Genomic DNA, 15394 nt, shown 5'->3' with positions numbered 1-15394 from the left:
TGCTGTGCGCGCTGTTCGCCGAGGTGCTGGGAGTGGAACGGGTCGGCGCCGACGACGGCTTCTTCGACCTGGGCGGCGACAGCATCATCGCGATCCAGCTCGTGGCCCGCGCCCGGCAGGCCGGGGTGGTGTTCGGCCCCAGGGACGTCTTCCGCCACCAGAGCGTGCGGGAGCTGGCCGCCGTCGCCACCGACGGGCAGGAGACGGAACACGAGCCGGAAGGGGCGGGGATCGGCCCGCTGCCGGCCACCCCGATCATGGCCTGGCTGGCGGAGCGGGGCGGGCCGATCGACGGGTTCAACCAGACGGTGGTCCTGCGGGTCCCCCCGGGGCTTGGCCTGGATCATCTGATCGTCGCGGTGCAGGCCGTGCTGGACTGTCATGACGTGCTGCGGTTGAGGGTGGCCGGGCCGGGGGTGTCGGGGCTGGAGGTGATGGCGCGCGGGGTGGTCCGGGCGGCGGAGCACGTGCGCCGGGTCGAGGTCGCCGGGGAGGTGGAGGAGGCGGTCGCCGGGCAGGTCGAGTTGCTGCGGTGCGGGTTGGATCCGGTGGCGGGCAGGATGGTTGGCGTCGCGTGGCTGGATGCCGGGCCGGAGGTCTCCGGCAGGCTCGTGCTCACCGTCCATCATCTGGCGGTCGACGGTGTGTCGTGGCGGATCCTGCTGCCGGATCTGTTCGCCGCCTGGGAGGCGGCGGTTCAAGGGAAGGCTCCGGTGCTGGCCCCGGTCCCGACCTCCTTCCGGACCTGGGCCCACCGCCTGCGGGACGAGGCCCGCGACCGAGGCGAGGCCCGCGACGGGGGCGACGCTCATGACAGGACCGCCGAACTCGACCGCTGGACCGAGATCCTCGACGGCCCTGACCCACTCATCGGCAGCAGGCCGCTCGACCCGCGGATCGACACCGTCGCCACGCTGCGCAGCCTCCGCCTGACGCTGCCACCCGGACAGGCAGAGCCCCTGCTGACCAGCGTCCCCGCCGCGTTCCACGGCCGGGCCGGCGACGTGCTGCTGACCGGGCTCGCCCTGGCCGTGGCGCACTGGCGCAGGAAGCGTGGCGGCCGGGGCACCTCTGTCCTGCTGGACCTGGAGGGGCACGGCCGGGAGGAGATCTTCCCCGGCGTCGACCTGTCCAGGACCGTCGGCTGGTTCACCGCCATGTATCCGGTCCGGCTCGACGCGGGCATCGGCGGCTGGACCGACGAGCGAGCCGTGACCCAGGCGATCAAGCAGGTCAAGGAGCAGCTCAGAGCGGTGCCCAACCCCCTGGGCTACGGCCTGCTCCGCCACCTCGACCCCGTGGCCGGCCCTGAACTGGCCGGGCTTCCCCAGCCGCAGATCGTGTTCAACTACCTCGGCCGGGTCGCCGTCGCCGAGGGGGACTGGAACCTGGTCCCGGCCGGGTTCGGCGGCCACGACCCCGGCATGCCGGTGGCCCACACCCTGGAGATCAACGTGACCACCCATGACCGGCCGGACGGCCCCCACCTGGAAGCCGTCTGGTCCTGGCCGGAAGGGGTGCTCACCGGAGCGGAGGTCAGGGACCTGGCCGGGACCTGGTCCGAGGCCCTCGAAGGGCTGGCCGCGCACGGCCGGGGCGGCTACACGCCGAGCGACCTCCTGGTCGACCTGGACCAGAACGAGATCGACCGCATCCAGGCCGCGTGGGAGAAGCGATGACGCAGGTCCAGGACATCCTCCCACTCTCGCCGCTGCAGCAGGGCCTGTTCTTCCACGCCCTCCACGACGAGCACGACGTCTACACCGCCCAGGTCACCCTCGACCTCGACGGCCCGCTGGACGTCCCCGCCCTGAAGGGCGCCGCCGCCAGGCTGCTCGAACGCCACCCCAACCTGCGCGCCGCCTTCTGGCACGAGGAGCTCAACCGGCCGGTCCAGGTCATCCCGCACCAGGTGGAGCCGTCGTGGCGCGAGGTCGCCTCGGCCGATCCGGACGCCGTGGCCGCCGAGGAGCGGGCCCGCCCGTTCGACCTGGCCACACCGCCCCTGTTGAGGTTCGTCCTGGTACGGCTCGCGCCCGGCAGGCACCGGCTGATCCTCACCAACCATCACATCCTGCTCGACGGCTGGTCCACGCCCCTCCTCGTCGCCGAGCTGTTCGCCCTCTACCTGGGGGTGGAGGCCCCGGCGGCCCCGCCGTACAAGGGGTATCTGGCCTGGCTGGCCCGCCAGGACCGGGCCGCCGCCCGGCAGGCCTGGGACCGTGCCCTCGACGGGGTCGAGGAGCCGACGCTGATCGCGCCCGGCACGGTCACACCCGCCCCTCCGGACAAGGTGAGCATCGAGCTGGACGCCGGCCTGACCACCGGGCTGGGCAGGCTGGCCCGCCGCCGGGGGATCACCGTCAACACCGTGCTGCAGGGGCTGTGGGGAGTGCTGCTGTCCCGGCTGACCGGGCGCGACGACGTCGTCTTCGGCGCGATCGTGTCGGGACGTCCGCCCGAGCTGCCCGGCGTCGAGCGGATGGTGGGCCTGTTCATCAACACGGTGCCGGTCCGGGTACGGCTCCGCCCGGAGGAGCCGGTCGGGGAACTGCTGGAACGCCTCCAGGACGAGCAGGCCGAGCTGCTGCCCCACCACCACCTCGGGCTGACCGAGATCCATCGCGGCATCCTGTTCGACACCGTCACCGTGCTGGAGAACTACCCGTTCGACCCCTCCGCCGCGGACACCGCCCTCGGCGACGTCCGGCTGACCGGGTTCGGCTCCGTGGACGCCCACCACTATCCCCTCGCCCTCGCGGCCATCCCCGGCGACCGCCTCACCCTGCGCCTGGACCACCGTCCGGACCTGTTCACCGGAGCCCAGGCCCGGCGGCTGCTGGAGCGCCTGCGGCTGCTGCTCACCACGCTGGTCACCGCCCCGGAGACGCCCGTCGGCCGGATCGGCGTCCTGGACGCCGCCGAGCACCGCCAGATCGTCGAGGAGTGGAACGACACCGGCGAGCCGGTGCCCTGCCGTACGCTGCCCGAGATCTTCGAGAGCAGGGCCGCGCTGGACCCGGACGCCGTCGCCCTCGTGGAGGGTGAGACGGTCCTGACCTACGGCGGGCTCAACCGCCGGGCGAACCGGCTCGCCCGGATACTGGTCGAGCGCGGAGTCGGCCCGGAGCACGTGGTCGCGCTGGTGCTGCCCCGCTCCGCCGGCCTGATCGTCGCGGCCCTGGCCGTGGTCAAGGCGGGCGGCGCCTACCTGCCGGTGGATCCGGCCTACCCGACCGAACGGGTCGCGTACATGCTCGCCGACGCCGCCCCCTCCCTGGTGATCGACGAGGCGTTCCTGGCCGGCGCGGACGTGTCCGGACGTTCGGCGGAGAACCTGGAGGTACGGCCGGCGCCGGACAACCCCGCCTACGTGATCTACACCTCGGGCTCGACCGGACGGCCCAAGGGCGTCGTCGTGACCCACGGGGGCATCGCCGCGTTCGCAGCCGCGCAGACCGACCGGCTCAGGGTCGGCCCGGACAGCCGGGTGCTCCAGTTCGCCTCCCCCAGCTTCGACGCCTCGGTCATGGAGATGCTCATGGCCTTCGCCGCGGGGGCGGCGCTCGTCATCCCCCCTCCCGGCGTGTACGGCGGGCCGGCGCTGGCGGAGGTGCTGGCGGCGGGACGGATAACCCACACTCTGATCCCTCCCGCCGCCCTGGCGAGCGTGCCGGAGGCGCCGCTGCCGGATCTGCGGACCCTGGCGGTCGGCGGGGACGCCTGCGGAGCCGAACTCGTCGCCCGCTGGGCCCCCGGCCGCCTGATGATCAACGCGTACGGTCCCACCGAGGCCACGATCGCCGCGACGATGAGCGGGCCCCTGGCTCCGGGCGAGACCCCGCCGATCGGGTCGCCGCTGCCGGGCGCCCGGGTGTACGTGCTGGATCCGTGGTTGCGGCCGGTTCCGGTGGGGGTGGCCGGGGAGCTTTACCTGGCCGGGGTGCAGCTGGCGCGGGGGTATCTGGGGCGTGGTGGGTTGACGGCGGAGCGGTTCGTGGCGTGTCCGTTCGGGGGTTCGGGGGAGCGGATGTACCGGACGGGTGATGTGGTCCGGTGGCGTGCCGATGGGGGGTTGGACTACGTCGGTCGTGCTGATTTCCAGGTGAAGGTGCGGGGGTTCCGGATCGAGTTGGGTGAGGTGGAGGCGGTGCTGGCCCGGCATGGGTCGGTGTCGGGGGTGGCGGTGGTGGTGCGTGAGGACCGGCCGGGGGATCGGCGGCTGGTCGCGTACGTGGTGCCCGCTCCGGCGGGACAGGGCGTCTCCGGCGCCGGAGGGGACGGTGGCGGCCGGGGTGGATCTCCTGTTCCGGCGGCGGGCGGGCGGCGCGGCGACGGCGACGGCGACGGCGACGGGGACGTGGGGGGCGTGGAGCCCGGTCCTGCTGGGTGGGATGGGTTGCCGGCGGAGTTGCGGCGGTGGGTGGGGGAGGTGTTGCCGGAGTACATGGTGCCGTCGGTGGTGGTGGTGCTGGATGTGTTGCCGGTGACGCGGAACGGGAAGTTGGATCGGGCGGCGTTGCCGGTGCCGGAGGTGTCGGTGGGGTCGGGGCGGGGGCCGCGGTCGGTGGTGGAGGAGGTGTTGTGTGGGGTGTTTGCGGAGGTTTTGGGGTTTGACGGTGTGGTGGGGGTGGATGATTCGTTTTTTGATTTGGGTGGGGATTCGCTGCTGGTGATGCGGTTGGTGAGTCAACACGTTGGTGCTGCGGGACCGACCCGGGGGGTGATCCGGGTTTCCGTGAGCTGGTGGGCCGGGTGCGGGAGGTGGATCTGGCGGCTTATGCGCATCAGGATCTTCCGTTCGAGCGGTTGGTGGAGATCGTCAGTCCGGCCCGCTCGATGGCCCGTCACCCCCTCTTCCAGGTGATGCTCGCCTTCCAGAACACCCCCCCCGCCGTCCTGGAACTCGACGGCCTGTCCGTCGCCGTGGAGCCGTTCACCCCGGCCACCGCCAAGTTCGACCTCCAGCTCACCCTCGCCGAACGCCCCTCCGGAGGTCTCGAAGGCGGCCTGGAGTTCAGCCTCGACCTGTTCGACCCGGAGACCGCCGGCGACATCGTCACCCGCTTCCACCGGCTCCTGGAATCCGTGGTCGCCGCCCCCGACACCCCCATCGGCCAGATCGAGATCCTCACCCCCGCCGAGCGCCGGACGATTCTCGGCGACTGGGCCGGCACCGGCGCGGAACCGGCCCCGGCCACCATCCTGGAGCGCTTCGAGGCGCAGGTGGCGCGGTCGCCGCATGCGGTGGCGGTGGTGGGGTCGGGGGTGGAGCTGTCGTATGGGGAGTTGGATGCGCGTGCGGGGGCGTTGGCGCGGGTGCTGGTGGGGTTGGGGGTGGGGCCGGAGCGGTTCGTGGCGTTGGTGGTGCCGCGTTCGGTGGAGTTGGTGGTGGCGGTGGTGGCGGTGGTGAAGGCGGGGGGTGCGTATGTGCCGATCGATCCGGGTTATCCGGCGGATCGGATCGCACACATCGTGCGGGATGCCCGCCCGGTGCTGGCTGTCACCGTGTCGGGGTCGGAGGGGGTGCTCGTCACGCATGGACGGCGGGTGCCGATGTCGGGTGAGGTGTCGCCGTTCTCGCTGTTCCGGCTCGACGGGCAGGCGTCGCGTGATGCCTTCGCGGTGGGTGGAGAGCCTGGTGGGCAGGTGTCTCGTGATGCCTTTGCGGTGGGCGGGGAGTCTGGTGGGGAGGGTGGGCGTGAGTGGGGCGTGCCTGTTGTGGAGGGGGTGGCCGGTGGCGAGGTGGGGCGGTTGCTGCCTGCGCATCCGGCGTATGTGATCTTCACGTCGGGGTCGACGGGGCGGCCGAAGGGGGTGGTGGTCCCGCATGGGAATGTGACGCGGTTGCTGGCCTCGACGGAGGGGTGGTTCGGTTTCGACGAGACGGATGTGTGGACGTTGTTCCACTCGTATGCGTTCGATTTTTCGGTGTGGGAGTTGTGGGGGGCGTTGTTGTATGGCGGGCGGTTGGTGGTGGTGCCGTTTGAGGTGAGTCGGTCGCCGGGGGAGTTCGTGGCGTTGGTGGCCGAGTGTGGGGTGACGGTGCTGAATCAGACGCCGTCGGCGTTTTACCAGTTCATGCGGGCTGAGCGGGAGCGTGCGGGGGTGGAGCTGTCGCTGCGGTGTGTGATCTTCGGCGGCGAGGCCCTGGAGGTCTCCCGGCTCGCCGGGTGGCACGGCCGGGGAGTGTCCCTGGTGAACATGTACGGCATCACCGAGACCACGGTGCACGTCACCTACGCGCCGCTGGGACCGGACAGTCCCGCCGGCCTGATCGGTTCCGGGATCCCGGACCTGCGGGTGTATGTGCTGGATGAGTTTTTGTGTCCGGTGCCGCCTGGGGTGGTGGGGGAGTTGTATGTGGCGGGGGCGGGGGTGGCGCGGGGGTATGTGGGCCGGGCGGGGTTGACGGCGGAGCGGTTCGTGGCTGATCCGTTCGGGGTCGGTGGTGGGCGGATGTATCGGTCGGGGGATCTGGCGCGGTGGGATCGTGCGGGGCGGTTGGAGTTTCTGGGGCGGGTGGATCAGCAGGTGAAGATCCGGGGGTTCCGGATCGAGTTGGGTGAGGTGGAGGGGGTGTTGGTGGGGCATCCGCTGGTGGCGGATGTCGCGGTGGTGGTGCGGGAGGACCGGCCGGGGGACCGGCGCCTGGTCGCCTACGTGGTGGGACATGCCCACGTGACACCTGACGGTCCCGTGACGCCGGACGGTCCGGCTGCGGGCGACGAGGCGATGCCGGGCGGGCCCGGCGGGGGTGCCGGGCCGGGGGCGGCGCCGCACGCGAGAGAGGTGCTGGACGCGGGAGAGGTGCTGGACGCCGGGGAGGTGCGGCGGTTCGCGGGGCGGATGCTGCCGGATTACATGGTTCCGGCGGCGGTGGTGGTGCTGGATGCGCTGCCGCTGACGGCCAACGGCAAGCTGGACCGGCGGGCCCTGCCCGTCCCGGAGATCACCTCCTCCGGGCGGGAACCCTCCACGCCGCGCGAGGCGCTGCTGTGCGCGCTGTTCGCCGAGGTGCTGGGAGTGGAACGGGTCGGCGCCGACGACGGCTTCTTCGACCTGGGCGGCGACAGCATCATCGCGATCCAGCTCGTGGCCCGCGCCCGGCAGGCCGGGGTGGTGTTCGGCCCCAGGGACGTCTTCCGCCACCAGAGCGTGCGGGAGCTGGCCGCCGTCGCCACCGACGGGCAGGAGACGGAACACGAGCCGGAAGGGGCGGGGATCGGCCCGCTGCCGGCCACCCCCATCATGGCCTGGCTGGACGGCCTCGCCGGCCCGGCCGATGACTTCAGCCAGACGGTGGTCCTCCAGGTCCCCCCGGAGCTCGGCCTGGACCGTCTCACCGTCGCGGTGCAGGCCGTGCTGGACCGTCATGACGCGCTGCGGTTGAGGGCGGCCGACGGGCTGGAGGTGATGGCGCGCGGGGCGGTCCGGGCGGCGGAGCACGTGCGCCGGGTCGAGGTCGCCGGAGACCCGACCGGCGCGATCGTCGAGCAGGCGGCACGGTCACGCGCCGGGCTGGATCCGGCGGCGGGCAGGATGGTCGGCGTCGCGTGGCTGGATGCCGGGCCGGAGGTCTCCGGCAGGCTCGTCCTCACCGTCCACCACCTCGCGGTCGACGCGGTGTCGTGGCGGATCCTGCTGCCGGACCTGTTCGCCGCCTGGGAGGCGGCGGTTCAAGGGAAGGCTCCGGTGCTGGCCCCGGTCCCGACCTCCTTCCGCACCTGGGCCCACCGCCTCCGGGACGAGGCCCGCGACAGGACCGCCGAACTCGACCTCTGGACCCGGACGCTCGGCGGCGGGACCGCGCGGCTGGACCCGGCCGTGGACACCTTCGGCACCCAGGGCCATCTGACGCTCGAACTGCCCCCGGAGGTCACCGAGCCGCTGCTCACCCGGCTCCCGGCGGCGTTCCACGCCCGGGTCAACGACGTGCTGCTCGCCGGGCTCGCGCTGGCCGTCAGCCGGTGGACCGGGCAGGACTCGGTCCTGCTGGACCTGGAGGGACACGGCCGGGAGGAGATCTTCCCCGGCGTCGACCTGTCCAGGACCGTCGGCTGGTTCACCACCATGTATCCGGTCCGGCTGGACCCCGGCCAGGCGGACTGGGCCGACCTGCGGGGCCCCACGGCGGCCCGGGCGATCAAACGGGTCAAGGAACAGCTCCGCGCCATCCCCGACAACGGGATCGGCTACGGCCTGCTCCGCCACCTCGATCCCGTGACCGCCGCCGAACTGAGCCGGCACCCCGCCCCCGAGCTGGCCTTCAACTACCTCGGCCGGATCGAGGCCGCCACCGGCGCCGACTGGTCCCCGGCACCCGAATCCGACGCGGCGGGCGGGGGACACGCGGCGGACCTCGCGCTCCCGCACGCGCTGGAGGTCAACGCGGTCACCCGGGACACGCCCGACGGCCCCCGCCTCCGGGCGACCTGGTCTTGGGCGGGGCGCCTGTTCGGCGAGGAGCGGGTCAGAGAGCTGGCCGAGGCCTGGTTCACCGCCCTCACCGGCCTGTCCCTGCACACCGGCGGCGGCCTGACCCCCTCGGACCTGATGGTCTCCATCAGCCAGGAAGAGATCGACGCGTTCGCGGCGGAACTCGACGCGGAGTGGAGTGCCCGTGAGTCAGCTTGAGGACATCCTGCCCCTGTCGCCGCTGCAGCAGGGACTGTTCTTCCACGCCCTGTTCGACGAGGCCGCGCCCGACGTCTACACCGCCCAGCTCGTGCTGGAGCTGGAAGGGCCGCTCGACGTCCCCGCCCTGAGGAACGCCGTGGCGGCGCTGCTCCGCCGCCACGCCAACCTGCGCGCCTCGTTCCGGCAGCGGACCAACGGCGAACCCGTCCAGCTCGTGCACCGCCGGGTCGAGGTCCCCTGGCGGGAGGTCGCCACCGCCGACGCCGCCGGGGTGGCCGCCGAGGAGCGGGCCCGCCGCTTCGACCTGGCCGCGCCGCCGCTGATGCGCTTCGTCCTGGTACGGCTCGCGCCCGGCAGGCACCGGCTGGTCTTCACCAACCATCACATCCTGCTCGACGGCTGGTCCACCCCGCTGCTGGCCGCCGAGCTGTTCGCCCTGTACAGCGGGGCCGAGCCTCCCGCGGCCCCGCCGTACAAGGGGTATCTGGAGTGGCTGGCCCGCCAGGACCACGCGGCGGCGACGGCGGCCTGGGGCCGGGCCCTGAGCGGGATCGCCGGTCCCACCCTGGTCGTCCCCGATCTCGCGGCCCGCCCGCCCGCCGACCCCGGCCGCGTCCGCGCCCACCTCAGCGAGGACCTCACCGGCCGTCTCACCGCCGTCCTGCGTGCCCGGTCGCTCACCCTCAACACGGTGATCCAGGGCTCGTGGGCGCTGCTGCTCGCGCTCCTCACCGGCCGTGACGACGTCGTCTTCGGCGGTACCGTCTCCGGGCGCCCGCCCGAGCTGCCCGGCGTCGAGCGCATGATCGGCCTGTTCATCAACACGGTTCCGGTGCGCGTACGGATCGACCCGGCCGAGACCCTGGCGGGACTGCTCGGACGCGTCCAGGCCGAACAGTCGGACCTGTTCGCCCACCACCACCTCGGACTCGCCGAGATCCAGCGCCTGCCCGGCCTGGGGCCGCTGTTCGACACCATGACCGTCCTGGAGAACTACCCTCTCGACGCCGCGGCCCTGGACGGCGCCGGAGCCGGGGCGGAGGGAGGCCTGCGGCTCGCCGGATCCTCGGGCACCGACGCCACCCACTACCCGCTCGCCCTGGCCGTCGTCCCCGGCGGGCGGCTGTCCCTGCGCCTGGACCACCGCCCCGACGTCATCCCCCGCGCCGCCGCCATCCGGCTCCTCAACCGGCTGACGCGCCTGCTCAAGGCCATCGCCGCCGACCCCGGCCGGCCGCTCGCCCGGCTCGACCTTCTGTCCTCCGACGAGCGCGCGCACGTCCTCCACGACTGGAACGACGGAACCCCGCCCTCCCCGGTCTCCCTGCCCTCCCCGGCCCCCGAGCCCTCCCCTGCCTCCGCCACGGCTCCGGCCTCCGCCGCGCCGGCCACCGTCCCACCCGCCGCGCCCGCGCTTCCGCCCGAGGCGACGATCGCGGCGGCCTTCGCCGCGCAGGCGGAGCGGACCCCGGACGCCGAGGCCGTCGTCAGCGGCGCGACCTCCCTCACCTACGCCGAGCTGAACGGGCGGGCCAACCTGCTGGCACACCGGCTGATCGGACTGGGCGTCCGGGCCGAGACCCCCGTCGCGGTCCTGCTCGACCGGTCGGCCGACGTGGTCGTGGCGACCCTGGCGATCGCCAAGGCGGGGGGCGCCTACGTCCCGGTGCACCACGGCCACCCGGCCGACCGGATGAGCTGGGTGATGGCCGACACCGGCGCACCCGTCCTGGTCACCGACCGCGACCCCGGCTTCGGGCACGCCGCCGAGGTGGTCCGGATGGACGGCGGCCCGCCGGATTCCCCGGCTGAGGGGGCCGAGGCGGGCTCCGCGCCGGTTGGCGACCCGAATGTGAGAACCCATCCCGACCAGCTCGCCTACGTGATCTACACCTCGGGCTCGACGGGCCGGCCCAAGGGGGTCGCCGTACGGCACCGCGACGTCCTGGCCCTGGTCTCCGACCGGCGGTGGGCCGACGGTCACCGGCGCCTGCTGATGCACTCGCCACACGCCTTCGACGCCTCCACCTACGAGCTCTGGGTGCCGCTGCTGAACGGCGGCACGGTCGTCGTCGCGCCGCCCGGCGAGCTCGACCCCGCCACGATCGGCGCCCTCGTCGCCGGACACCGGCTGACCGCCCTGTTCATCACGACCGCCCTGTTCAACCTGGTCGCCGAGGAGGACCCGGGGGCGTTCGCGGGCCTGCGGGAGGTCCTCACCGGCGGGGAGGCGGCCTCACCCGAGGCCATGCGGCGGGTCCGGGAGGCCTGCCCGGACACCGTGCTCGGCCACGTCTACGGGCCCACCGAGGCCACCACCTACGCCACCTACCACCGGGTCTCCCGCGTGGACTCGGCCACGCCGCCCATCGGCCGGGCCATGGACGGCATGCGGGCCTACGTGCTGGACGGCCTGCTGCGCCCGGTCCCCCCGGAGGTCCCGGGCGAGCTGTACCTCGCGGGCTCCGGCCTGGCCCGCGGCTACCGGGGCCGTCCCGGCCTGACCGCCGAACGGTTCGTCGCCTGCCCGTACGGCGGGCGGATGTACCGGACCGGAGACCTGGTCAGGTGGTCGGCCGGCGGGGAGCTGGAGTATCTGGGCCGGACCGACCACCAGGTCAAGATCCGCGGGTTCCGGATCGAGCCGGGGGAGGTCGAGGCGGCCCTGTCCCGGCATCCCGAGGTCGCCCAGGTGTCGGTGCTCGCCCGCGACAACCGGCTGGTCGCCTACACGGTCGGCACCGTCGCCCCGGAGGAGCTGCGGCGCTTCGCGGAGCGGACCCTGCCCGAATACATGGTGCCCTCCTCGGTGGTGCCCCTGGACGCGCTGCCGCTCACCCCGAACGGGAAGGTGGACCGCGCGGCCCTGCCCGAGCCGGATGTCGCGGTGTCCTCGCGTGGCCCCCGCACCCCCGCCGAGGAGTTGCTCTGCCGGCTGTTCGCCCAGGTGCTCGGACTGGAGCGGGTCGGCGTCGACGACGGCTTCTTCGACCTGGGCGGCGACAGCATCAGCGTGATCCGGCTGGTCTCCCGCGCCCGGCAGGAGGGGGTGACGATCACCCCGCGTGAGGTGTTCGCGCGCCAGACGGTCGAGGCGCTGGCCGGAGACGGCCGGCCGGACGCGCGGTCGCGGCCGGAGGCGGACGCCGGAGGCCTGGAGGTGCTGCTCCCGCTGCGCGCCGGGGGTTCCCGGCCGCCGCTGTTCTGCGTGCATCCCGGCGCCGGGCTCGGCTGGCCGTACTCCGGGCTGCTCCGCCACCTCGGCCCCGACCAGCCGCTCTACACCTTCCAGGCCCGAGCCCTGTCCGAGCCGGACTACACGGCCCCGTCGATCGAGGCCATGGCCCTGGACTACCTCGGCCGCCTCCGCGAGGTCCAGCCGCGCGGGCCGTACCGGCTGGCGGGCTGGTCCATGGGCGGCCTGATCGCCCACGCGATGGGCGTCGAACTGCGCGCACGCGGTGAGGAGGTCGCGCTGCTGGCCCTGCTCGACGCCTACCCCGGCGAGAAGATCGACGCTGACGGGCGCGAGGCGCTGCCCGGACTGCTCGCCGCCGCCGGCTACGAGGGGCCGGAGGAGATCGGGAAGGTCATGGAGTTCGTCCACGGCCAGAACGGCAGGTACGCCACCCTCGACGAACAGACATTGCTCGCGGTCTACCGTAATTACCTCAATGGTGTGAAGATCTCTCAGGAGCATGTGCCACGGAGGTTCGACGGGGACGTGCTCCTCGTCATCGCCGCCCACGGCCGTGAGACGGACATCCTCACGGCCGCCGACTGGAAGCCGTACGTCACCGGCACGATCGAGGAGCACACGGTCGCATGTGACCACGAGGCCATGCTGAACCCCGAACCGATCGCGGAGATCGCCGCACTGCTCCGGAAGGAACTGACGTGACTTCCTCCCCAGGGCCGAAGCCCGGGGCCCCGCACTCAAGGAGATTCGATGAGCAACCCGTTCGAGAACGCCGACGGCACCTACCTGGCACTGATCAACGACGAGGGCCAGTACTCCCTGTGGCCGTCCTGGGCCGAGATCCCGGCGGGCTGGACGGTCGCCTTCGGCGAGGACACCCGGCAGGCCTGTCTCGACCACATCGAGGCGAACTGGACCGACATGCGTCCCAAGAGCCTGATCAGAGCCATGGGCGAATGAGCCGCACGATCTTCGAGGGACCCGGGGGCGAGGGGCACGCGTGAGCTGGCTGAACTGCTTCCACCCCCGCCCGAGGGCGACCACGCGGCTGATCTGCTTCCCGCACGCGGGCGGGTCCGCCACGGCCTACCGTGACTGGTCCGCGCTGCTGCCCGAGTCGGTCGAGCTGTACGGCGTGCAGCCGCCCGGCCGGGCCGACCGGTTCGGCGAGCCGATGCCGGAGCACATGAGCACGCTGGTCGACTCGGTCACCGACGCGATGCTCCCGCTGCTGGACCGGCGTTTCGCGCTGTTCGGGCACAGCATGGGCGCGGTGGGCGCCTACGAGGTCACGCGTGCGCTGGAGGCGCGGGGGATCGGCCCGGCGAAGCTGTTCGTGTCGGGGGCGACGGCGCCGCACGAGGCCGGGGAGCGGCGGAAGGTCTCCGGCTACGACGACGACGCGCTCCTGGCCGAGCTGTCCAGGCTCGGCGGCACCGAGCTGGAGATCTTCGCCCACCCCATGATGCGCGAGATCATCTTTCCCTACGTCCGAGGTGACTTCCGGCTGCTGGAGAACTACCGCCACCGTCCGGGCCCCCCGCTGCGCACCCCCGTCGCCGCCTTCGTCAGCGACGCCGACCCGGTGGTCACCCCGGCCCAGGCCAAGGCCTGGGAGACGCTCACGGCCTCGGACTTCTCCCTGACGGTCTTCCCCGGCGACCACTTCTACCTGCAGCCGCAGCGGGCGCGGGTGGTGGCCGAGGTCGTCCAGAGGTTGAGCGCCTAGGTTCGCGCCGTCCGACCGGACACCGGTGTTCAGGCCGCGCTCCACGGGGTCGAGGCCGGCGAGCGCGGCCCGTACCACCGGGGCGAGGGCAGGTGCGGCCACCCGGCCAGGCCGGGCCGGACGGCCTGGCCTGGCCGGGTCGCTCATGGTCAGGGCAGCACGTAACCGAGCCGCGACTCGTAGGTCCACCCCTCGCAGCCGGCCTGGTTGGTGATGAGATGGTCACCGTTGGCCGTGTTGCGACAGCGGTAGAGCGGCACCGAGCCGCTCACCTGCGTGGTGTAGGCGTAGCCGACCGGCCCCATGGGGAACTGCCCCTCGCAGCCGCCGTCGGTGGTGAGGAGGGTGTGGTCACCGACCTTGCACTCGTACAGGGCCACGGTCCCGGACGCCGGCCTGCGCAGCAGCCGCCAGCTCTGCTCCTGGGTGACGCCCGGCGGCAGCAGCCGTGAGGACGCCAGATGGCCGCGGGCGGTGCTGAACCCCCGGCGGAGCCGGGTGTAGGGCAGCTGCTCGAAACCGCAGGACAGCTGGGGCGGCGAGAGGTCGGCGCGGTTGGCCAGGGCCCAGGTGGCCCACGCCGGCTTGGCCGTGCCGTTGGTGCGGTGCAGGCCCACGCCGAGCCCGGCGGCGGTCTCGTCGGGATGGTCGCTCATCCGGTGCCAGATGTAGCTCTCGATGCCGGGCGTGCCGAGCACGTTGCGGAAGGAGTCGCACAACCTGGCCGCCTGGGCCGACTCGCTCGACGGCGCCAGGGAGTTGACGCCGCTCTCGGTCAGCTGCACCTCCCACGCCGACGGGGTGCCGGGGAACTGCTGCCGCAACCATCCCACCAGGACGCCGATGTTGCCGTAGGTCACCTTGGGGAAGTCGTCGGCGGAGAACTCGGGGCGCAGCAGGTTGGGCGGGTACGGATGGTAGGCCACCCGCCATGCACGGCCGCCCGCCCGCGCGGCCAGCCCCTTGAGCACGGTCATGCCCGACAGCATCGCCTCGGCCGCCGCCGGCCGGTCGTAGGTGGTGCCGAAATAGTGGTCGAGCGAGGTGAGCACCTTGGCCGTCGGCTGCTGGGCGGTGATCGCGTCGTAGGCGGCGTTGTAGTTCGCGGCGATCGCGTCCAGCCAGGCGGTCTGGTTGCACGCCGTCCCCTGGCCGCAGCCGATGTCGAACCACGTGTTGCTGTTGACCTCGTTCATGACGACGAAGTCGGCGATGCGGCCGTGGCCGTGCTGGCCGTCGTAGCGCTGGGCGAGCATTCCCGCGAAGCGGCCGTAGTCGGCCGGGTTGTTCGGGACACAGAACATCTCGAAGCCGGCGGCGGCGGGCGTGCACGTCCTGCCCTGCCGGGCCCAGGCGGGCGTGCCGTACACGACCGCGGTGACGACGAGCCCGCGGTCGGTCCAGGCCTTGATGTCGGCGTCGACGCGTGAGTTGACGGTGAAGCAGCGCCCGCCGAACTCCTGCGCGCCCGTCGCGCACGGCGGCGCCTTGACGCTGGGCTCCCAGTCCGACCAGATGAGGTTCATGGCCACGCCGCCCGCGTTGTTGCCGGAGATGTCGTTCTTCTCCGGCCAGAAGTCGGGTTGCAGACCCTTGATGCGGTAGTCGGAGCGGGTGGGGTACGGCAGCGCGGCCTGGGCCGTGGTGGGTGCCACCACGCCGAGCTGGGCGATGAGGAGTAAGGCGAGAGCGATGAGAGTGCGGTGGAATGTCCGCGCCATGCGGGATCTCCTGCCACTGTTGCCCCGATCGGTTAAAACGTCTCAAGAATGATCGAAGAAGCCGGCCGGATCAAGAGGCGATCATGGATCAGCAGGTCAACGTGG

7 protein-coding genes are annotated in these 15394 nt (G+C 72.7%); 6 read left to right on the top strand and 1 reads right to left on the bottom strand.

Annotated features, from left to right (window positions below; genetic code table 11):
- Positions 1-32 precede the first annotated feature (32 nt).
- The 6 genes from SROS_RS53350 to SROS_RS31650 are packed head-to-tail and all read left to right on the top strand — an operon-like array spanning position 33 to position 13568.
- Positions 33-1679: a condensation domain-containing protein gene (locus SROS_RS53350; RefSeq protein ID WP_081453263.1), complete on the top strand. Its 1647-nt coding sequence runs from the start codon at positions 33-35 to the stop codon at positions 1677-1679.
- Positions 1676-4867 carry a non-ribosomal peptide synthetase gene (locus SROS_RS31670; RefSeq protein WP_052317083.1) on the top strand — a complete coding sequence of 1064 codons (3192 nt, stop codon included), beginning with the start codon at positions 1676-1678 and terminating at the stop codon, positions 4865-4867. The genes SROS_RS53350 and SROS_RS31670 overlap by 4 nt, the downstream gene beginning before the upstream one ends.
- A complete protein-coding gene (locus SROS_RS31665; RefSeq protein ID WP_169369421.1) occupies positions 4756-8637 on the top strand; it encodes a non-ribosomal peptide synthetase in 3882 nt (1293 codons plus the stop codon). The genes SROS_RS31670 and SROS_RS31665 overlap by 112 nt, the downstream gene beginning before the upstream one ends.
- On the top strand, positions 8624-12541 hold the full coding sequence (locus SROS_RS31660) for a non-ribosomal peptide synthetase (protein ID WP_012893003.1): 3918 nt from the start codon (positions 8624-8626) through the stop codon (positions 12539-12541). Before SROS_RS31665 ends, SROS_RS31660 begins: the two co-directional genes overlap by 14 nt.
- Positions 12542-12589: 48 nt before the next feature.
- Complete coding sequence (locus tag SROS_RS31655; RefSeq protein ID WP_012893002.1) at positions 12590-12799, top strand: MbtH family protein; 210 nt, start codon at positions 12590-12592, stop codon at positions 12797-12799.
- 40 nt (positions 12800-12839) lie between these two features.
- Positions 12840-13568, top strand: coding sequence for a thioesterase II family protein (locus SROS_RS31650; RefSeq protein WP_012893001.1), 729 nt, complete (start codon positions 12840-12842; stop codon positions 13566-13568).
- A gap of 149 nt (positions 13569-13717) precedes the next feature.
- Here SROS_RS31650 and SROS_RS31645 read toward each other — a convergent pair whose 3' ends face one another.
- Complete coding sequence (locus SROS_RS31645; RefSeq protein ID WP_012893000.1) at positions 13718-15289, bottom strand: DUF5722 domain-containing protein; 1572 nt, start codon at positions 15287-15289, stop codon at positions 13718-13720.
- Positions 15290-15394: the final 105 nt, after the last annotated feature.

It is taken from the genome of Streptosporangium roseum DSM 43021 (assembly GCF_000024865.1).
Taxonomy (GTDB): Bacteria; Actinomycetota; Actinomycetes; order Streptosporangiales; family Streptosporangiaceae; genus Streptosporangium; species Streptosporangium roseum.
Note: the sequence above shows the minus strand (reverse complement) of the source record. Positions and strands in the feature narration are given on the sequence as shown.

Coding starts and splice junctions, on each gene's coding strand:
- SROS_RS31670 (WP_052317083.1), top strand. CDS start 1,676: ATGACGCAGGTCCAGGACATCCTCCCACTCTCGCCGCTGCAGCAGGGC.
- SROS_RS31655 (WP_012893002.1), top strand. CDS start 12,590: ATGAGCAACCCGTTCGAGAACGCCGACGGCACCTACCTGGCACTGATC.
- SROS_RS31645 (WP_012893000.1), bottom strand. CDS start 15,289: ATGGCGCGGACATTCCACCGCACTCTCATCGCTCTCGCCTTACTCCTC.